The sequence below is a fragment of the Colwellia sp. SU-HH01172 genome, from assembly GCF_057553355.1.
Genome location: NZ_BAAJMB010000001.1, coordinates 1,359,104 through 1,380,340, shown reverse-complemented (window position 1 = coordinate 1,380,340; position 21,237 = coordinate 1,359,104). Strand labels below are relative to the sequence as shown.

Below are 21,237 nucleotides of genomic sequence, written 5' to 3'. Positions count from 1 at the left end.
GAAATAAAATTTAGGAAACGAAAATGGCTAAAGTTAATGCAGAACTAATTTGGTTTAATGGTGAACTCATGCCGTGGCAAAATGCCACCGTTCATGTAATGAGCCACGCACTACATTATGGTTCATCAGTTTTTGAAGGCATTCGTGCTTATAACACCCATAAAGGCACCTGTATTTTCCGTTTGGAAGAGCACATAAAGCGCTTATTTGATTCGGCAAAAATATACCGTATGAACATTCCTTTTACTCAAGAAGAAGTGGTTCAAGCGTGTAAAGATGCGGTGGTTAAAAATAATTTAAAATCAGCTTATTTACGCCCATTAGCTTTTTTAGGTGATATTGGTATGGGTCTTCGTCCGCCAATTGATGCCGTAGCAGATGTGATGATTGCCGCATTTAGCTGGGAAGCCTATTTAGGTGCTGATGCCATTGAAAATGGTGTTGAAGTTGGAGTATCTAGCTGGAACAGATTGGCACCAAATACCATGCCTACTGCTGCTAAAGCCGGTGGTAACTACTTGTCTTCACAGTTAATCTCAACCGAAGCTGCTCGACATGGTTATGCAGAAGGTGTTGCTTTAGATGTCAATAATATGGTCAGTGAAGGTGCAGGCCAAAACTTATTTTTAATTCGTAAAGGCGTGATTTATACGCCACCGGGAACGGCTTCAATTTTACAAGGTTTAACTAGAGACACAGTATTTTTCCTTGCTGAGCAATTAGGTTATGAAGTGCGAGAAGAGCCTATTTCTCGTGAATCTTTATATCTTGCCGATGAATTTTTCATGTGTGGCACGGCAACCGAAGTTGTTCCGGTGAAATCTGTCGACGGCATGCCGGTAGGCGATGGTTCTCGTGGCCCGATTACCAAATCATTGCAAGAAGCATTTTTTGGTATTTTTGACGGTACTACTGAAGTCCCTGAAGGTTGGTTAGACAACGTCGAGTAAGGTTAAATTAAATTTAGTGCTCGCTGATGATAGCCCAGCTACGCGTTCTGCGTAGTGGGCTAATTTAACCTACCGCATATATCTCATTTAACGTTGCAGTTTGAACAAAGCTTACAAGTGATTTATTCAAATTGACTTGTTATTTAGAAGTTTAGATTATTTTAAAAGTGCATTGAGTTAGTGCCTTTTTAAAATAACCCAATTAATCACATTAAAATTAACGCATTTAGGGAATTTGTCATGCCAAAATTACGCTCAGCAACCTCGACTCAAGGCCGAAATATGGCAGGCGCTCGTGCGCTCTGGCGTGCAACTGGCATGACAGATGGCGATTTTGGTAAGCCGATTGTGGCGGTAGTTAATTCGTTTACGCAGTTTGTGCCGGGTCATGTCCATTTAAAAGACATGGGGCAATTAGTCGCTGGCGCTATCGAAGAAGCTGGTGGGGTTGCAAAAGAGTTTAATACTATCGCCGTCGATGATGGTATTGCCATGGGCCATAGCGGTATGCTTTATAGTTTACCGTCTCGTGATTTAATTGCTGATTCTGTGGAATATATGGTTAACGCTCATTGTGCCGACGCTATGGTTTGCATCTCTAATTGCGACAAAATCACTCCAGGTATGTTAATGGCCGCTATGCGCTTAAACATCCCAGTAATTTTTGTTTCGGGTGGCCCAATGGAAGCGGGTAAAACGAAACTGTCAGACCAAATTATCAAATTAGATTTAGTCGATGCCATGATCCAAGGCGCTGATCCGACCGTATCGAATGAGCAGTCTGAGCAAGTAGAGCGCTCAGCATGCCCAACCTGTGGTTCATGCTCAGGCATGTTCACCGCTAATTCCATGAACTGTTTAGCAGAAGCATTAGGCTTAGCCTTACCGGGTAATGGCTCTATGTTAGCGACCCATGCCGATCGCGAACAATTATTCTTAAAAGCCGGTAAGCAAATTGTTGAGCTAACTAAACGTTATTATCAAGATAACGATGCGTCGGCATTACCACGTAATATTGCTAGTAAAGAAGCGTTACATAACGCTATGTGCTTAGATATTGCAATGGGTGGCTCAACGAATACCATATTGCATTTACTTGCCACAGCACAAGAAGCTGAAATAGATTATACCATGGAGGATATGGATAAACTATCTCGTATCGTGCCACAGTTATGTAAAGTTGCACCATCTACGCCGAAATATCATATGGAAGATGTTCATCGTGCTGGTGGCGTTATTGCCATTTTAGGTGAGCTGGCACGCGCTAACTTATTAAATACCGATGTTCCGAATGTGTTAGGGACAACTTTAGCTGATGTTATTGTGCAATATGACATTAAAGTGACTGATGATGAAGAGGTTAAAAAGTTCTACCGTGCCGGCCCAGCAGGTATTCGTACCACGAAAGCGTTTAGCCAAGATTGTCGTTGGGATACTTTAGACGACGACCGTGAAAATGGTTGTATTCGTAACATTGACCATGCCTTTTCCACAGAAGGTGGCTTAGCGGTTTTATCCGGTAATATTGCTGTTGACGGTTGTGTTGTTAAAACTGCTGGTGTTAGTGATGACAACCTAGTCTTTACCGGGCCTGCTCATGTATTTGAAAGCCAAGATGAAGCAGTAGCAGGTATTTTAGACGGCAAAGTTGTGGCAGGTGAAGTGGTTGTTATCCGCTATGAAGGCCCTAAAGGTGGTCCGGGTATGCAAGAAATGTTGTACCCAACGACTTATTTAAAGTCGATGGGGTTAGGTAAAGAATGTGCGTTGTTAACTGATGGTCGTTTCTCGGGGGGGACTTCAGGTTTATCTATCGGTCACGTTTCGCCGGAAGCGGGAAGTGGTGGCGTGATTGCGTTAGTTGAGCAAGGTGACATTATTGATATTGATATTCCTAATCGCACAATTAAGTTAAAGGTAGATGAAGCCATATTGGCTGAACGTCGCGTTAATATGGAAGCTAAGGGGAAAGATGCTTGGAAGCCCCTCGCTCGCGTTCGTCCAATTAGCTATGCGTTAAAAAACTATGCCATGCTAGCCACTAGTGCCGATAAAGGTGCGGTACGTAATCGTGCCTTACTTGACGGTGAAGAGTTTGGTGGTGATGCCAATGACTGAAAGCGAGCAGCAAGCATTAGTTCAGGCTAAGGCAAGGCAAGAACAGGCGCTTGACTATTTGCGAAGAATATTGCTTGCGCCGGTTTATGATGTTGCCGTTGAAACGGAATTAACACCGCTAACAAAATTATCGTCACGCTTGGGCAATCAGATCGCTCTTAAACGTGAAGATCAACAACCGGTGCATTCTTTTAAACTACGTGGCGCCTATAATAAATTAGCAAACTTGTCAGAAGAACAGTGCATTCATGGTGTTGTTGCTGCATCTGCAGGTAATCATGCGCAGGGGTTAGCGTTAGCGGCAAGTAAACTTGGCATTAAAGCCACGATTGTAATGCCGATCACTACACCCGATATAAAAGTGGATAATGTTCGTCGCTTTGGCGCGGAAGTACGTTTAGTAGGCAAAAGCTTTAACGAGGCACAAACAGCTTCTTTAGCCTATGCTCGAGATGAAAATAAAACCTTAATTCATCCTTTTGACGATGTTGATGTGATTGCTGGTCAAGGTACGGTTGCGAAAGAGTTACTGCAACAACAACCTAAAACCGATGTGGTTTTTATTCCAGTTGGTGGTGGTGGTTTATTGGCCGGCATGGCTGTTTACTTAAAACAGTTGCAACCTAATATTAAAGTGATTGGTGTTGAAGCCGAAGATTCTGCCTGTTTACAAGCGGCGATGGCGGCGGGTGAGCCAGTTGACTTAGCACAAGTGGGTTTATTTGCCGACGGTGTGGCCGTTAAACGTATTGGTGAACATAGCTTTAGTTTGATCAAACATTATTGTGATGACGTGATTACCGTTACCACAGATGAAATTTGCGCATCTATTAAAGACATTTTTGAGCAAACCCGTGTTATTTCTGAGCCTGCAGGGGCTTTGTCATTGGCGGGCTTACAAAAATATTGCAAAACCAGTCAAGGTGAGGAGTCGTTAGTCGCCATTCTTTCTGGTGCCAATATGAATTTTCATACCTTGCGCTATATTTCTGAACGTTGTGAATTAGGTGAACAAAAGGAAGCGGTATTCTCGGTTAAAATTCCTGAAGAAAAAGGCAGTTTTAGAAAGTTCTGTCAAGCACTTGCTGGGCGAGTGATCACTGAGTTTAACTATCGTTATGTTGATAAAATTATTGACTCTGCAAAGGCTCCGCAAGCGAATATATTTGTTGGTGCAAGGTTAGGTGGCGATGCGAATGATAGAGTGCAGTTGACGAAAAGTTTGCAAGCAAAAGGTTACCATTTAACTGACTTTACCGAGAATGAATTAGCAAAGTTACACGTACGTTACATGATTGGCGGTCAAAATACCTTGTCAGCACAAGAGCGTATTTTTCGCTTTCAGTTTCCAGAATACCCTGGCGCTTTGGAAAAATTCTTAGATACACTGGGTGAGCTTTGGAATATTACTTTATTCCATTATCGCAACCATGGAGCAGCCTTTGGTCAGGTGCTGGCAGGCCTTGAAGTGCAAAGTGATCAAGAGTGTGATTTTTTTGCCCATTTGCAAGCACTGGGCTATGAATGGCAAGAGGAAACTGACAATGAAGCTTATCAAGCTTTTCTGACCTAACCATTGTATAGGTAATAATTTTTCATAATAAAAAGCAGCTTATAGCTGCTTTTTTTTTGCTGAAATGATTTATATTGGCAAGATGAAATAAAATAATAGCAAGAGAAAAGGAAATTTTATGTCAGATATTCAAGCTGATAGGCATGGAAATCAGCCAATAAACCTGCCTGTCACTGAAAAACTAACCCCAATAACTGTCGGCGAACGTATTGATGCCATCGACATACTTAGAGGCATAGCATTGGTTGGTATTCTTCTTATGAACATTGAATGGTTCAACCGTGCTATTGCGGGTTTAGGTAGTCAAGATACCAGTTTAACTGGGCTAGATCATACGGTAGGCTGGTTAGTTCGATGTTTTGTTGAAGGTAAATTTTATACATTATTTTCTTTGTTATTTGGAATGGGGTTCGCCGTTATGCTACTTAGGGCTAAAGAGCTTGAACGCCCTTTTGCTGCTTGGTTTTCGCGTCGAATGCTAGTGTTAATCGTTTTTGGCATTTTACACATGGTGTTTTTATGGAGCGGCGACATTCTTCATGATTATGGTTTTGCCGGGCTTTTATTATTGGGTGGGGTGACTCTGCTGAAAAAAGAGCGTTTTAAGAAATATGATAGCCCTAAGCTATTTTTTAAATTGTCGCTGATTTGGTTATCTGTGCCGATTTTGGTTTCTGTGATGACAGGCATTAGCATTGGCGTCTTGCAAGATACTAAGGAGCTGACAAGGCAATGGCATGAAGAAATTAAAGTGGCTGCGCGTGTTGAAGCAATTCAATTAGAAAACAACAAAAAAACACACAAAAGTGAAATGGTGTTGGGTTCGAATGCTCAAGAAGCTGTTGGCGCTGATAGGATCATTGACCCTATTGAGTTCTCAGCAGAAGAGTCAATAGAACAGCAGGCGCAAGCTATTGTTGCTCAGCAACAAGAATTACAAGCAGATGCAGCGGAAGAAGTGACGGCTTTTACTCAAGATAGCTATTGGACCGCAACTGAATTTCGTTTGAACTTTATGTTTTTCATGTTGATGTTTACTATTCCCTTTTCTTTTACCCTGTTATTGCCAATATTTATTTTCGGTTACTGGTTAGTTGCTAGCGGCATAATGAAAAATTATCGACAACATGTTAATGCCTTTAAAATTGCAGCCTGGCTTGGTATTGGCATGGGGTTAGTGATGGAAACGGCTGGCTTGTTAGTTGCGCAGCATCCTGTTGCAAATCAAACTTCATTACTATTAATGGTAGGAGAAACGCTGTTTTATATCGGCCAACTTGTGATGACGGCCGGCTATTTTGGCCTAATTATGTTTTTACTGGCTGATGAAAAATGGCATAAAAGGTTATCGGTATTCTCGCCGATGGGCAGAATGGCATTAACCAATTACATTAGTCACTCGATAATATTAACCAGTATTTTTTATGGTTATGCTGGTGGGTATTTTGGTGAAATATCTCGAGCGCCACAAATGTTAATAGTTTTCGCTATTATAATCTTTCAGCTATTTTTCTCACGTTGGTGGTTAAATAACTACGCCTTTGGGCCTCTTGAATGGCTGTGGCGCTGTTTATCTTATAAAAAGGTACAGCCAATGCGTATCATAACCAGTTAGTATCATTATGAAATGTTAATGGCTTGGAGTTTATATCTTCAAGCCTTTTTATTTATACTATTCAGTAGTGAACTTAGATTCCAGCTCAGCAACTTTAGCTTCAAGTTCGGTTAATTTCGCCCGAGTTTTGATAAGCACTTGTGTTTGTACATCAAACTCTTCGCGAGTGACGACATCAAGCTGAGATAACTTACGTTGTAAAACTACTTTAGTTTTATCTTCCATTTCGTTAGCAAATTCTTTTAACCCTGCTGGAATTGAATCTGTGACTTGCTTGGCGATATCTTCAATTTTTTGAGCATTAATCATCTAAGTTCTCTATCTAAAAGGATAAGCAATGAGGTTATTGTAACCAATCTTAGTGTTATTGATAATTAATTCACGCATAAAGAATGTAAGAAATTACCTATCATCAAGAAAGTTGATGTTGTCTTGGCATAAAAGCAGGTAAAATTGGCGGCCGATTACCTTATTCACGAATTTGAGTTACAACGCAGCAATGAAATTAAACCCAGGTCAAAACGAAGCAAAAAAATATGTTAGCGGCCCATGTCTAGTATTGGCAGGCGCTGGTAGTGGTAAAACTGGGGTTATTTGTCAGAAAATTGCCTATTTAATTCAAAACTGTGGTTATAAGGCAAAAAATATTGCTGCTGTAACATTCACCAATAAAGCCGCACGTGAAATGAAAGAGCGTGTGGTTAAAATGATGGATAAGTCATTAACCCGCGGGTTAACGGTATGTACTTTTCACTCATTAGGTTTAGATATTGTTCGTCGAGAATTAAAAACCTTAGGCTATAAACCTGGCTTTACGCTTTTTGATGATCAAGACACGCTGGCGCTATTAAAAGAGCTTACCCAAGAGCAACTTGATGGTGATAAAGATCTATTAAATAAGTTACAGATGATGATTTCCAACTGGAAAAATGATTTGTTACTTCCCGATGCCGCTATTAAGCAAGCTGGCGACGCTGATACTAAACTATATGCTGAATTTTATGCTATGTATCAAAAGCATATGAAAGCTTATAACGCGTTAGATTTTGATGACTTAATTTTAATTCCAACCTTGCTATTGCGTAACTATCCGGAAGTTCGTGCGCGTTGGCAGCAAAAAATTCAATATATGTTGGTCGATGAATATCAAGATACCAATGCCAGTCAATATGAGTTGGTAAAGCTGATCACAGGTGAAAAAGGCTTGTTAACTGTGGTGGGGGATGACGATCAGTCTATTTATTCTTGGCGTGGCGCAAAACCACAAAACTTAGTGTTACTGGGGCAAGATTACCCTGAACTTAAATTGATCAAACTTGAGCAAAATTATCGCTCAAGTGGTCGCATTTTAAAATGTGCCAATATCCTAATCGCCAATAACCCGCATGTTTACGATAAAGCCTTGTTTAGTGAGCTTAATTATGGGGTTGAATTACGGGTACTACAAACCAAAAATGAAGAACATGAAGTAGAACGTGTGGTGGGTGAATTAATTGGCCATCGCTTTTTAAATAAGAGTAAATTTAAAGATTACGCTATTTTGTACCGCGGCAACCATCAATCGCGTTTACTTGAAAAAGCCTTAATGACTAATCGTATTCCATACAAAATTAACGGTGGCACATCATTTTTCTCCCGCTCTGAAATTAAAGATATGATGGCGTTTTTACGGGTGCTAGTGAACCCTGATGACGACAATGCTTTTCTTCGTATCGTCAATGTGCCACGCAGAGAAATAGGCCCAACAACGCTAGAAAAATTAGGTAGTTATGCCAACATGCGACAAATCAGTATGTTTGCTGCCAGTTTCGAGTTAGGTTTAGAGCAACACCTTACTGGCCGTGGTTTGGTGAGCGTACAAAGATTTACCCAATGGCTAGTTGAAACGGCGGATCATGCTGAACGCGGCGAAACGTCTGATGTGTTGCGTTCTATGGTGCGAGAAATTAATTACGAAGATTGGCTTTATGATACTTCTCCAAGCGCAAAAGCGGCGGAGATGCGTATGAAAAATGTCACGCAATTGTTTAGCTGGGTCACGCAAATGCTTGAAGGCGAGGATGATGAAGAGCCGATGACCTTAGCGCAAGTGGTTACTCGCTTAACCTTGCGTGACATGATGGAGCGAAATGAAGATGAAGAAGATACTGATCAAGTACAGTTAATGACGTTACATGCCTCGAAAGGCCTTGAATTCCCCTATGTCTTTTTAATTGGTATGGAAGAAGGTTTATTACCGCATCAAACCAGTATGGACGAAGGTAACGTTGAAGAAGAGCGGCGTTTGGCCTATGTAGGTATCACACGAGCGCAAAAAGAGTTGATATTTACCTATGCCAGAGAGCGTCGCCAATTTGGTGAAGTAGCTCGTACAGAGGCAAGTCGATTTTTGCATGAGCTTCCACAAGATGACTTAAGCTGGGAATTAACACAAACTAAGCAAAGCATTGAAAAGAAGCAAGCGACGGCGAAAATGGGCGTGGCTAATTTACGTGAAATGCTGAAAAAAAAGCAGCAAAGTTAATTGAGAATATAATTAATTTAATTATTCGATTTTTTCAACATGGGCGGTTAATATTTAGACAGGTGTTTTAAAAAGCTAAAAAATTTCCTAGGAAGGGATTAACTTCATGATAAAGCGCACGACATCAGAAACCATGCTACTGATTTTAAGTGCACTCTCTGCTTTTTTAATCGCTCCGTTTGTCTATTTACGTTTTCATGAAGGAGACTATATTGTTGCCTTAATTGATGCGTTGATTATCGTTATTCTAATCGCATTTTTTATCTTTGTTTATATCACTCGAAAAGTTGAAACTGCTAAATTACTCTTAGCCTCTTTTTTAGCGGTTGCTATCGCAACCGTTGTAATTATTAGAGGTTTGCCACATTTATATTGGTTATATCCGGCGGTAATTGCTTTTTACTACATCTTACCCGAGCGTTTCGCGGGGCTTATTTGTTTGTTTGCCATTACCGTTATATCCATACAGATATATCCACAAATAAGTTTGATTGATTTTGTCACTATTGTGATGTCGTTATTATTAACATCACTTTTTTCTTTTATGATTTTTAGTAATTATCGTAAAACCAATGAAAAGCTAACCTTGCTGGCAACAATTGATCCGCTAACTTTGTGTGGTAACCGCCGGGCTTTAGATGATCGGCTATTAAATATTTTGTCTGATCAAAAACGGCAAGTTTCACCGGTTTGTTTGTTGTTGTTCGACTTAGATTTATTTAAGCAAGTAAATGATAAGTGCGGTCATGCTATTGGTGATCAGGTGTTGGTTGAAATTTCCGAATTACTGTCAAATCATACTCGAGCCTTAGATACCTTATATCGCTACGGTGGCGAAGAATTTCTCATCGTCCCGCTAAAAATTACGCTAACTGAGGCGGTTGTTGTTGCAGAGAAGCTTAGAGTTTTAGTCGAACAGCATCAATTTGTTAATGATGTTTTATTAACTATTTCTGTTGGTGTTGCTGCGTATCACCCCTATGAGTCAGCAGAAACTTGGATTCATCGCGCAGACTCAGCACTTTATTTAGCAAAAAAACGTGGTAGAAATCAGGTGGTGGCGGAAACTGAAATTACTGAGGTGCCTGAAACTTAAGTACTACTCATTATTAACTAGGGGCTGTTGATCTTTCAGTTTATAACTCCGTTGCTCTTAAAAAGATGGCTATTAAGGCACTTAATGTAAAATTAGGTTATTCCAAATTCTTATTAAGTACAGGTTATTAGTTCCAAACATAACCTAAGTACCTACATCCTTGTAGGCAGCACACGGAGGCAATTTTTCAAGGCAACCCTAAGGGCTATGACTAATTTGCAACCTAACTTCGTTGAAAAACGTTAAAGTAGAATAACTACATTGCACGTTTTTCGCCTTGTTATCTTTAAAATTAGTCTATAGCAGAGACAAAAATGAAAGAGCAACTGCCCTAAGCTATAAATCGTATTTAGTTAGTATTTCTTGGTAAATACCTGATTTTTTTATGGCCATTAATGCTTTGGTTAGCTGTTGCACGGTGTCTGCAGAAGTTGTTAGTCCCGTTGCAATATTGAGTTGGTTAGGGAAGTTTACCAGTGATAGATAAGGTGAAATACGTTGGGCATCAAAACCTGCCATTTTAATATCTCTGTCTAATGCCATGTAATTTGTTAATACCAGATCTATTCGGCCATTAAACAGCATTGCCCACATATGTTTGCTAGTGACACTCAGAGATAAGTTATTGCTTTCTCGAAAACCTTCTTTATGTAAATAGTGATCGGAATGGTAACCGCGTATTGTGCCAACGGTAAATAATTTTGCATCTTCAAGTGCTGATAACTTGATATCCTCACGGTTTTTTATACCAACCAGCACAGCGTAGCTTCTGTACATCTCGCCAATCCATTGGAATTGTTTGCTGCGATTAGGGGTTTTTAATAAAGAAAACATAAAAGTATTAGCGTGTGTTTTTGTCGCTTGCACACTGCGAGCAAAAGGCTGAATACTTATTGAACCCTTTAAATTTGCCTGTTTCAGCACCGCTTGTACAACTTCAACTAGCGCACCGTCGGCTTGACCATGGCTATTGGTGAAATGATAAGGTGGAAGCTCTTCGGCAAGAAAAAGCAAAGGTTTTTGCGATGCAAAAGACGTGTGTGCGAATAGCAAGCACATTAAGAGCAATAATCTTGGCATCAACACTTCCAAAGCTGGCATTTGATAACTACGACAAACTGTTATTGTTGATAATATAACCTAGTCGCTGTAACAGGTAAACCAGCAAGAATATGATTCAGCTAGGTTTACCATTAGCATTGGATTTTTAAGGACGAGAAAAATGGGCGCTATAATAGGCGAAGTGATTTGCTTATTATTCCTTGATGTCTTTAACCGCTTGTCGATGCTTTATGTGTAAGCCATTAAAAAATTTGACTAAAGTTTCATCATGACACGGACGATAGTGCTTATGTTCAGGCTTTCTAAAAAAGGCACTTAACTCATGCTTACTGAGCGTTAACTCGGCAGAGGCTAGTAATTCAATGATATCATCAGCTTTTAGCGCTAACGCGATTTTAATTTTATTGAAAATAATGTTGTTATTAATTTCTTGATTTAATTGCGCTTGAGCGCCTTCTTTTTTACCTCTAAGCTCAATGATTAAACCGTCAAGAAAGCTGGCTAGGGTATTATTTTGCACGCGAGAAAATTGGCGATCGCCATTTTTACGTAGATAGTTTTCAATTTGTTCTGCCGATTGCGGGCATTGTGCATGCAAAAATAAAGTCGAAATTTTTTCACTGTTTAAAGCAAATATATAACGAATGTGCTGTAAAACTTCGTTGTTAGTCATGTATGTTCCTGTTGTAAACACCCACTGTAAAGCCCTTGCTTGATTTCGCTAGACTTGAATACGTGAATATTAACTGAATAAGAGTTAAGTAAAGGCAATGGTAAGACAAATAGCCAATGTTGCGATGAATGTTAAGCTGGTTATTTTCTTACTGTGTTGGTTTTGTTGCTGTTGCAATTTTTTTAGCATCAGCAATTGTTGGCGTTGAGCTTCGCGATTAGTTTTTAAATAGTCGTACACTAAGTCAGGAATTTCAGGTAATTTTTCATTCCAAAAAGGCAGGTTGTCTTTTACTTTATTAAAAACCGCTTTGACACCCATTTGTTCTTTTACCCAGTTTTCTAAGAATGGTTTTGCGGTTTGCCATAAATCGAGTTGAGGGTATAGTTGACGGCCCAACCCTTCAATATAAAGCAATGTTTTTTGTAATAAAACCAGTTGCGGTTGTACTTCCATATTGAAGCGACGGGCGGTATTAAATAGGTTCACCAACACTTGGCCGAACGATATCTCTGATAAAGGTTTGTTAAATATCGGTTCACAAACCGTGCGAATGGCAAATTCAAATTCATCGACACTGGTATCACTAGGCACCCAACCAGAATCAACATGCAATTGCGCTACTTTGCGGTAGTCTCGATTGAAAAATGCGACAAAGTTTTCCGCTAAATAACGTTTGTCTTCACGGTTTAAGGTGCCTACAATACCGCAGTCGATAGCTATCCATGTTGGATCGTCGGGTATAGTTGCATTAACAAAGACATTGCCAGGATGCATATCGGCATGGAAGAAACTATCGCGAAATACTTGCGTGAAAAATACTTCCACGCCGCGTTCAGCGAGTAGTTTCATATTCACATTTTGTGCAATTAACGCTTCTACCTCACCAACACCTATGCCGTAGATTCTTTCCATGACCATCACGTTTTTGGAGCAATATTCGCTATAAACTTTAGGAACATAGAGCACTTTGTCGCTATCTCGGCCTTGGCTGAAGTTACGATTTAACTGGATTGCATTGGCCGCTTCTCGATTCAAATCTAACTCTTCTAAGATGGTTTTTTTGTACTCAGCAACCACTTCGACCGGGCGTAATCGTTTACCATCAGGCAACCAACGTGCAACAACAGCAGCAAATCGTGACATCACCTTTATATCGGCCAAGATGGTTTTTTCAATCTTTGGCCGCAGGACCTTGATAACGACTTCATGTTCTTGATCTTGATGCAGCATAGTCGCAGTATGTACTTGTGCGATAGAGGCGGATGCTAATGGCGTTAAATCGAAGTCTTTAAAGTGCTGAGTAAAAAGCTCTTGTCCCATTGCGGCAATGATGATTTGCTCAGCGCTTTCGCCAGAAAAAGCCGGTACTTTGTCTTGCAGTAGCGTTAGCTCATTGGCGAAATCTTCAGGTAATAAATCTCGGCGCGTTGACAGCATTTGACCAAACTTAACAAATACCGGACCAAGTGATTCGATGGCAATGCGAAAACGTTGTGCTTTAGTTTTATCTTTATGTTTATTTCGCAACCAAAATAAAGAATAACGAGCTATTTTTACATACCAAGGCAGGTATTTTTCGGGCACCAGCTCATCGAGGCCAAATTGCAAAAATGTTTTTACTATTTTGTATAAACGTTTGCTACTCACTGTTTGCCTTATTATTTTGTTGTTTAATTAAATTTTCGATGCGCTGACTGACAAGCTCAACCTGAGCTGATGTTTGTGCAACTTGCTGATAGAAGCTTGATAGTTCGCTGCCGGTTACCATAAGTTTTTTTTCATGAACTAACCATTCACTAGCATCTGCTTGAATTTGTTGCGCGGCAAAGTTCAGCTTATTCGCGAGACTTTTGCCCAACTGACCTATTTTGTAGGTAGGAATATCTCCGATACGTTTTGCTAATTCACTTCGCCAATCAATATCGAGTGATTCAGCAATCGCAGCAAAGCGTTGCGCAATTTTAATATCACCATCGATATCTAATTTATCTTGCTTAATTAACGCCGCTAGCTTTTGTTGATTTTTTAATTCAACCAATGTTTTTATGCTGGTCGTTAATGTGCAGTCGCTCTCGGGTAAGTCACCTGTAGTGAGATGAATTTTTTCCGCATGCACTGAAAAGTTCAAAGGAAAACCCAATTCTGCTAATTTTAAGGTTAAGGTTTTCTCATTCAATGGTATTAGCGCTTGAGTACCGTGTAGGTTATAGACTAACGCTTGGTTGAAAAGCGTCTCTATCACGGCACTAAGGGCTTGAGCAAACATGAGCTGCTGGCTAAGAGGTGACTGCATATTGCTAAAACTTGTAGCCCTTATGTAGGGCTACAACGCCACCGGTTAAATTTTTGTAACTGGTTTGCTCGAAGCCGGCTTCGTTCATCATAGATTTTAATGTTTCTTGATCTGGATGCATGCGAATTGATTCCGCTAAATATTGATAACTATCACCGTCTTTCGCTACAAATTCACCCATTTTAGGCAAAATATTGAAAGAGTAAAAATCGTAGGCTTTATTGACAATTTCATGCTCAGGCTTTGAAAATTCTAATACTAATAAACGGCCACCGGGTTTTAGTACTCGGTACATAGAGCGTAACGCCATATCTTTGTCGGTAACGTTTCTTAAGCCAAAGGCGATGGTGATGATATCAAAAGTATTGTCTTCAAAAGGCAAGTATTGTGCGTTGGCTTGTACATATTCAATATTTTGCACTAAGCCTTTATCACGCAGTTTATCGCGTCCTACGTTAAGCATTGAACTGTTGATGTCAGCCAGTATCACTTTACCTTCTCGGCCAACGAGCTGGGAGAATTTAGCGGTTAAATCACCTGTACCACCGGCTAAATCTAATACTTTATTGCCAGGACGTACGCCACTGGCATCTATGGTAAAGCGTTTCCATAAACGGTGAATACCAAAAGACATCAAATCATTCATTACATCATATTGTTGAGCAACGGAATGAAAAACACCGGCGACTTTCGATTCTTTTTCACTTTTGTCGACGGTTTGAAAACCAAAATGAGTGGTGTTTTCATCGTTATTAGCATTATTGCTGTGATGATTTTGATCGTGTGCTGACATCATGAGTTCACTATTAACTTAAATTAGTCTTAGTTTACCGTATTTTCTTTGATTAATTAACCATTGAGATCAAGGCAGTAGTTAATAAGCCTGTGGCTATCTAAATGCGATAGTTGTGCATGAATTTATTTTGTGTTGCTTATTGCGCTGAAAACCATTTATCAGCAATTGATTTTATTTCGCCATTAGCTTGTAACTGCGCATAGGCATGTTTGATTTTGTTACGAATTCTAAGTGAAGTATCATGACTGGCGGCAATATAAAGTTCATCATTTTGTTGGGTAAATTGGAAAACTTCAACGAAGTTTTTCTTATCTATATTGGCAAATTTTAAGCGCCAATTCAGAATAAAATCGTTCGCCATAAAATAGTCTGCGCGCTGTTTGGCGACTAGAGCAATGGCTTGCTCTTTTGATTTGGTGAATAAAAAGTTCTTATTGGTCAAATTTGGATAATTTTTTAAGGTTAACTGATGATGATCATGACGGTTGATAGCGATGACTTCATTGGTGATTTCTGCGAGCGATGTTATTACCTTAGGATTATCTCTATAGCCCCACAAGCTGGTTTGGCTGTCACTTAACTTGATGAGCCAGTGGAACATTTTTTCACGTTCGGGTTTACGCACCATTGAAAGCACCAAAGTATTAGGCTTTTTTTGTCCTATGCTATATGCGCGATCCCAACCCATTGGCACGATTGCATAGTCAATGTGAGCCAGTTTTAAGGTCGATTTTAAAACTTCGACGCTATAACCTTCAACAGGACGTTTAGGGTTTTTATCAATAATTTGAAATGGTGGCATGTGCTCGGTTACAACCATTAGGGTTTCATTCCGCGCCGAAACGGTTCCGGAAAACAATGCCATGAAAGATACGGAAATGAAAAATAATAAAAAGTGTTGCATGTGTTGCGGGTGCGTCGTTTGAAATTGAGTAGCACAAATTATAATCGATTTTATTTTCTAGTAATTTACAGATTTGTTATTACTTTGTAATCATCTGTAGTGGTATGACATTAAGCATTTGAGTAATGTTCACGATTTGCTAACCAACGATTAATAAGCGCCTTAGCGTGTTCAGGGTATTGTCGCCAGATGACAAGAGCTTGTTGTTGTACTTCGGGGATTAAATGCGCATCGCGTTGTAAATCCGCTATTTTTAGGTCAGCGAGGCCTGTCTGCTTAGTGCCGAGCAATTCACCTGGGCCTCTAATTTCTAAATCTTTTTGTGCGATAACAAAGCCGTCGTTACTTTCTCGTAATACATTTAAACGCTTAGTTGCCGTTTTCGATAATGGTGCTTTATACATTAAAACACAATGGGAAGCGATTGAGCCTCGACCAACGCGGCCGCGTAGCTGGTGCAATTGGGCAAGACCAAGTCGCTCAGGGTTTTCAATCACCATTAAGCTCGAGTTTGGCACGTCAACTCCGACTTCGATAACCGTGGTTGCCACCAGCAAATCCAACTCAGCACGCTTAAATTTTTCCATTACTGCTTGCTTTTCATCTGCTTTCATTCTGCCGTGAACTAGGCCTATATTTAATTCGGACAATTGGGTCTGTAGATAAACTGCAGTGTCTTCAGCTGCTTGGCATTGCAGCACTTCCGACTCTTCGATAAGTGTACATACCCAATAGGCTTGGCGATTAACATGGATACACCCTTGGCGAATACGTTCAATAACATCGTCTCGTCGACTGTCAGGTAAGGCGATAGTTTTAATCGGGGTGCGACCTGGAGGTAACTCGTCAATAACTGAGGTATCAAGGTCGGCATAGGCGGTCATGGCTAATGTTCGCGGAATTGGGGTTGCCGTCATGATGAGCTGGTGTGGGTAATTACCTTGCCAAGCGCCTTTTTCTCTAAGCGATAAGCGTTGATGAACGCCAAACCTATGTTGTTCATCAATAATGATCAAAGCTAACTTATTGAATGCTACTTGCTCTTGAAATAATGCATGGGTGCCGATAACCATTTGCATATCACCGCTGGCAATATGCTCCAATGCCTGACGTCGTGCTTTGGCTTTAGTTTTTCCTGCAAGCCAACCGACCGAAATGGATAAAGGTTCAAACCATTTTTGGAAGTTTATCGCGTGCTGCTCTGCTAAAATTTCGGTTGGTGCCATTAACGCCACTTGGAATCCCTGACCGATTGCAGTAAGTGCTGCAAGGGCGGCAACTAAGGTTTTACCTGAGCCAACGTCTCCTTGTACTAAGCGCATCATAGGCAAAGGTTTTTGCAAATCTTGCTGTATTTCTTCTGTCACCCTAGCTTGTGCGGATGTCGGAGAAAAAGGTAAAGAGTTGAGAAATTTTTCATTCAGTGTTTTATCTAGCTGCAGCGTTACGGCTTGATGCTGATCACTTGCGGCGCGTAACTTCAGCATACTTAAGTTATGTGCTAACAGCTCTTCTTTAATTAACCTGAGCTGTGCTGGGTGTTTGCCTTCTTCCATTAACGTCACTGAGGTGTCAGGTGGTGGGCGATGAATTAAAGCTAGTGCCTCGGATAATGCGTATTGCTGATGACTAATTTCTTGTGGTAATAATTCTTCGACATGGCCACGCTGCAAGCGTTTTAACGCTTGTTCGGTTAAATTTCGCAATGAAATTTGTCGTAAACCATCAGTGGTTGGGTAAACCGGTGTTAAGGTTTCTTCCACTGGGGTTAAGGCTTGGTCTTGATCTAAGGGCTTATATTCAGGGTGTACGATTTCAAATCCGCGCATGCCACGATTAATTTCACCGTAGCAACGGATACTTAACCCGACAGCTAAGCTATTTTTTTGACTGGCGGAAAAATGAAAAAACCTCAGGTTAACACTGCCAGTACCATCATTAATGGTGACTAACATCATTCTTCGTTTGCCTTGTATTATTTGATTTTGGGTAATTTCACCAATGATATTAGTATATATGCCTGGCACAAGGTCACGAACTGAGGTAATTCGTGTGCGATCTTCATAGCGTAACGGTAAATGGAAAAGTAAGTCTTGTAGGCTGACCAGCGCAATTTTTTCTAATTTGCTGGCCATGCCGGGCCCAACGCCTTTTAATGTTGTGACAGGAATTTGAGCTAAATTGGTCAGGGCTTCCATTTGACGCGGCACGGCGAAATTTCCTTGTTAGCAGAATATTAGCGGTTACTCGTCGTCGATATTTTGCCAAGCATCTTGAGTCATTTGCATTTGTTGCCACCATTGTTCTGAAGCGACTATTTGACCTTCTTCATTGATTTCAGGGTAAGGTAAGCCTTTGCGTTGGCACGCTTTAGCAAAAATAGGGTGTCCGCCTTCAAATAAAGTTCGCTGACGGCGTTCATGGCTGATGCTAGGTTTGTTATATAATCCTGCTGCTTGGCGTTGGCGCTGCGCCTCGTAAAGTACCACTGAACAAGCGACTGAAACGTTCAATGACTGCACCATGCCGACCATAGGAATAATGATGTCTTGATCCGCTAATTCAAGCGCTTTTTCTGAGGCACCGAATTTTTCTTGACCAAGAATGATTGCCGTCGGTTTAGTGTAATCAATTGCTCGAAAATCTACGGCGGTGTCAGATAAATTAGTTACTAGTACTTGCATGCCTTGTTTTTTCAACTCAGCAATAGCATCTTCTGTCGCACTATAATTATGAACATCAATCCAGTTTTGACTACCGGCAGCACTGCCCCCAGACACGCGCATTTTTTCATTTTTCCAAACGGCATGTACATCGCTAACCCCTATGGCGTCTGCGGTGCGAACGACTGCTGCTAAGTTATGGCTTTTATGTACACCTTCCATACATACGGTTAAATCTGGCTGACGTTGATCTAACATGCTGTTGATTCGTTGAAGTCTATCCGGGCTCATATACTGGTTCTAAATTTGAGTTAACTAATGACAAGTTATTGCTTATGCAACTTGCCGTTTATATGTTCATTACTGCTAATATTTAGCTGTAATTTGGTAATTCCATGACGCCATCAATTTCAATGGCAACATCTTTTGGTAAACGTGCAACTTGCACTGCAGCACGCGCTGGGTATGGCTGGTTGAAATATTGGCTCATAATTTCATTAACCGTGGCGAAATTGGCTAGGTCTTGCAAGAAAATATTTACTTTTACCATATCGTTAATATTACCGCCGGCCGCTTCACATACTGCGACTAAGTTTTTAAATACTTGTTGTGTTTGCTCGGCAAAATCTTCAGAAACAATTTCCATGGTTGCTGGCACTAACGGAATTTGTCCCGATAAATAAACGGTATTGTTCACTTTCACGGCTTGGCTGTAGGTGCCAATAGCACTCGGTGCGTTGTCGGTATTTATGATAGTTTTCATTGTTTTTCCTAATTAGGTCTATTTGTTACGAACAACGCGCTGAACGTCAACCATAACTTTGATTTTTCTAATAATATCAGCAAGGTGTACTCTGTCTCGGCACGCTATTTCCATATCGATCAAGTATAGTCCGGAGTCTTTCTCGCCTGAATTTAGTGAGTGCACATTAGAGCCACTTCTGGCAATGACATTGGTTAAAGCTGCCAAAGCCCCTTTATGATTGAGTATTTCTATACGAAGTTTAGCAATAAAGTCACGGTCAATATCGGTATCCCATTTCACTGGGAATAAGCTACCTTGTTCGTGGCCTTTATGATTACGACAGCCTTGTTGGTGCACCATTAATCCTTTACCCGGACTTAGGTAAGCGACAATAGTGTCACCAGGAATTGGTCGACAACATTTACCATAACTTACCATCATGCCTTCGGTGCCTTTAATTGGCATTTTCGCTTTGGCAGTTGTTGGTGGCAGATCAGATTCTTCAGAGAATTCATCTTTTAAGCGTTTAGCAATACCTATGCTAAGCGCGTTGCCTAAACCAATATTAATCAGTAAATCTTCGACGCTGTCGTTACCTGAATCGCTAACCACTTGTGCCAGCTTGTCTTCAGCAATATCTTCAAGCTTAGTTGAACCTAAGGCATGGCTAAGTAAACGTCGGCCTAAAGCCAGAGATTCTGTTTGCTCTTGTGACCGTAAGAAGGTTCGTATTTGTAATCTTGCTTTAGAGGTAACCACAAAGTTGAGCCAGGTTGCATTGGGTCTGGCTGCTGTAGAAGTTATAACTTCGATAGTTTGGCCTGAGTCGAGTGGTTGGCTTAATGGGTAAGGTTTACGGTCAACTTTAACGCCAACACATGAATTACCAACGTCGGTATGTACCGCGTACGCAAAATCAACCGCGGTGGCACCCATTGGCAATTCGATAATACGACCGTCAGGGGTAAATACGTAGATTTCTTCAGGGAACAAATCTGATTTTACGTTTTCGATAAATTCAAAAGAACTGCCGGCACTTTGCTGTAATTCCAATAAACTTTGCATCCAACGACGTGCTTTCATTTGCGCCGTGGTGCCTGTGTCTTCACCATCTTGCTTATACAACCAATGTGCGGCAACGCCCTTGTCAGCCATTTGGTCCATATCATGGGTTCGAATTTGGATTTCTACCGGAATACCGTGCGGGCCGATAAGCGAGGTATGAAGCGATTGATAACCATTGGTCTTCGGAATAGCGATATAATCTTTAAAGCGTGATTCAATCGGTTTAAACAAGTTATGGGCGGCACCCAATGCCCGATAACAGTTGTCAATTTTATCATCGACAATAATTCTAAAGGCGTAAATATCCATCACTTCATTGAACATTAATTCTTTGTTCAACATTTTGCGATAAATTGAATAAAGGTGTTTTTCGCGGCCAATAACTTGCGCCTTAATGCCGCTTTCTTCTAAACGACCCGCGACCTCGCTTTGAATATTATTGATAATTTCCTTACGATTGCCGCGCGCTTGTTTTACTGCTGACTTTAGTGCGCGGGAACGCATCGGGTAGAGGGCTTCAAAGCCGAGAACTTCTAATTCATTTTTAACATCATGAATGCCTAAGCGGTTGGCAATAGGGGCATAAATATCAAGGGTTTCTCGGGCAATACGACGACGTTTGTCAGGGCGCAAGGACTCCAGCGTTCGCATGTTGTGAGTACGGTCGGCAAGCTTGATTAAAATAACGCGGATGTCCTGCACCATGGCTAAGACCATTTTGCGGAAGTTTTCCGCTTGCATTTCTTCTTTGTTATCAAATTTTAATTTATCGAGTTTACTGACACCTTCAACGAGTTCTGCAACGGTATGACCAAACAGCTCCGCTAATTCATCTTTAGTGGTCGCGGTATCTTCAATAACATCGTGTAATAACGCTGCCATTAAGGTTTCGTGGTCTAAATTCATTTTGGCAAGGTTTAGTGCAACCGCGACCGGATGAGTGATGTAAGGTTCACCACTTGAGCGCATTTGACCATCGTGTGCTTCGCGCGCGACAATATAAGCCTGCTTTAGTAGGTCAATCTGTACTTTTGACAGATAGCTCGATACATGTTCTTTTAGTGGTTCAAAAAGGTACACCCAGTCATTCCTTAATGATAATTGTGATTCTGTCTTATTGTTAAAGTTAGAATACGACTATTTTGCCACGATGCCAA

The 21,237-nt window shown here is 40.7% G+C and carries 17 protein-coding genes; 6 read left to right on the top strand and 11 right to left on the bottom strand.

The genetic code is table 11. The annotated features are described in order from the left end of the window. Positions 1-23: 23 nt before the first annotated feature. The 4 genes from AC27JP_RS06110 to AC27JP_RS06095 all read left to right on the top strand — a co-directional run bounded on the left by AC27JP_RS06110 (position 24) and on the right by AC27JP_RS06095 (position 6,256). Positions 24-950: a branched-chain amino acid transaminase gene (locus tag AC27JP_RS06110; protein WP_487113034.1), complete on the top strand. Its 927-nt coding sequence runs from the start codon at positions 24-26 to the stop codon at positions 948-950. A gap of 240 nt (positions 951-1,190) precedes the next feature. After that, entirely contained in the window at positions 1,191-3,068 is a 1,878-nt protein-coding gene (gene ilvD / locus AC27JP_RS06105) for a dihydroxy-acid dehydratase (RefSeq protein WP_487113032.1), read from the top strand. Further along, positions 3,061-4,641: a threonine ammonia-lyase, biosynthetic gene (ilvA, locus tag AC27JP_RS06100; RefSeq protein WP_487113031.1), complete on the top strand. Its 1,581-nt coding sequence runs from the start codon at positions 3,061-3,063 to the stop codon at positions 4,639-4,641. Before ilvD ends, ilvA begins: the two co-directional genes overlap by 8 nt. Positions 4,642-4,759: 118 nt before the next feature. After that, a complete protein-coding gene (locus AC27JP_RS06095) occupies positions 4,760-6,256 on the top strand; it encodes a DUF418 domain-containing protein (RefSeq protein WP_487113029.1) in 1,497 nt (498 codons plus the stop codon). A gap of 57 nt (positions 6,257-6,313) precedes the next feature. Here the strand turns inward: AC27JP_RS06095 and ubiK are convergent, their stop codons facing one another. After that, a complete protein-coding gene (gene ubiK, locus AC27JP_RS06090; RefSeq protein ID WP_487113027.1) occupies positions 6,314-6,565 on the bottom strand; it encodes a ubiquinone biosynthesis accessory factor UbiK in 252 nt (83 codons plus the stop codon). A 190-nt stretch (positions 6,566-6,755) separates the two neighbouring features. Between ubiK and rep the strand changes: the two genes are divergently transcribed. Together rep and AC27JP_RS06080 are read left to right on the top strand one after the other, a co-directional pair. Then, entirely contained in the window at positions 6,756-8,780 is a 2,025-nt protein-coding gene (gene rep / locus AC27JP_RS06085) for a DNA helicase Rep (protein ID WP_487113025.1), read from the top strand. Between the two features lie 106 nt (positions 8,781-8,886). Continuing rightward, complete coding sequence (locus AC27JP_RS06080) at positions 8,887-9,876, top strand: GGDEF domain-containing protein (RefSeq protein WP_487113023.1); 990 nt, start codon at positions 8,887-8,889, stop codon at positions 9,874-9,876. A 336-nt stretch (positions 9,877-10,212) separates the two neighbouring features. On the opposite strand, the gene AC27JP_RS06075 is transcribed toward AC27JP_RS06080, so the two are convergent. The 10 genes from AC27JP_RS06075 to spoT all read right to left on the bottom strand — a co-directional run bounded on the left by AC27JP_RS06075 (position 10,213) and on the right by spoT (position 21,160). Beyond that, positions 10,213-10,956: a substrate-binding periplasmic protein gene (locus tag AC27JP_RS06075; protein WP_487113021.1), complete on the bottom strand. Its 744-nt coding sequence runs from the start codon at positions 10,954-10,956 to the stop codon at positions 10,213-10,215. Positions 10,957-11,131: 175 nt separating this feature from the next. Further along, the gene (locus AC27JP_RS06070; protein ID WP_487113019.1) at positions 11,132-11,611 is read right to left on the bottom strand and encodes a DUF1456 family protein; all 480 of its coding nucleotides are present in this window, start codon (positions 11,609-11,611) and stop codon (positions 11,132-11,134) included. 84 nt (positions 11,612-11,695) lie between these two features. Beyond that, positions 11,696-13,261, bottom strand: a complete 1,566-nt coding sequence (gene ubiB, locus AC27JP_RS06065; RefSeq protein ID WP_487113017.1) for a ubiquinone biosynthesis regulatory protein kinase UbiB — start codon at positions 13,259-13,261, stop codon at positions 11,696-11,698. Further along, complete coding sequence (locus AC27JP_RS06060; RefSeq protein ID WP_487113015.1) at positions 13,254-13,907, bottom strand: ubiquinone biosynthesis accessory factor UbiJ; 654 nt, start codon at positions 13,905-13,907, stop codon at positions 13,254-13,256. The genes ubiB and AC27JP_RS06060 overlap by 8 nt, the downstream gene beginning before the upstream one ends. 4 nt (positions 13,908-13,911) lie before the next feature. Next, a complete protein-coding gene (ubiE, locus tag AC27JP_RS06055; protein WP_487113493.1) occupies positions 13,912-14,700 on the bottom strand; it encodes a bifunctional demethylmenaquinone methyltransferase/2-methoxy-6-polyprenyl-1,4-benzoquinol methylase UbiE in 789 nt (262 codons plus the stop codon). A gap of 139 nt (positions 14,701-14,839) precedes the next feature. Further along, entirely contained in the window at positions 14,840-15,523 is a 684-nt protein-coding gene (locus AC27JP_RS06050) for a substrate-binding periplasmic protein (RefSeq protein ID WP_487113013.1), read from the bottom strand. Positions 15,524-15,717: 194 nt separating this feature from the next. Next, positions 15,718-17,796, bottom strand: coding sequence for an ATP-dependent DNA helicase RecG (gene recG / locus AC27JP_RS06045; RefSeq protein ID WP_487113491.1), 2,079 nt, complete (start codon positions 17,794-17,796; stop codon positions 15,718-15,720). Between the two features lie 54 nt (positions 17,797-17,850). After that, positions 17,851-18,561 carry a tRNA (guanosine(18)-2'-O)-methyltransferase TrmH gene (gene trmH / locus AC27JP_RS06040; protein ID WP_487113011.1) on the bottom strand — a complete coding sequence of 237 codons (711 nt, stop codon included), beginning with the start codon at positions 18,559-18,561 and terminating at the stop codon, positions 17,851-17,853. An 82-nt stretch (positions 18,562-18,643) separates the two neighbouring features. After that, positions 18,644-19,033: a RidA family protein gene (locus AC27JP_RS06035; RefSeq protein WP_487113009.1), complete on the bottom strand. Its 390-nt coding sequence runs from the start codon at positions 19,031-19,033 to the stop codon at positions 18,644-18,646. Between the two features lie 18 nt (positions 19,034-19,051). After that, positions 19,052-21,160, bottom strand: a complete 2,109-nt coding sequence (spoT, locus tag AC27JP_RS06030; RefSeq protein ID WP_487113007.1) for a bifunctional GTP diphosphokinase/guanosine-3',5'-bis pyrophosphate 3'-pyrophosphohydrolase — start codon at positions 21,158-21,160, stop codon at positions 19,052-19,054. Positions 21,161-21,237 lie beyond the last annotated feature (77 nt).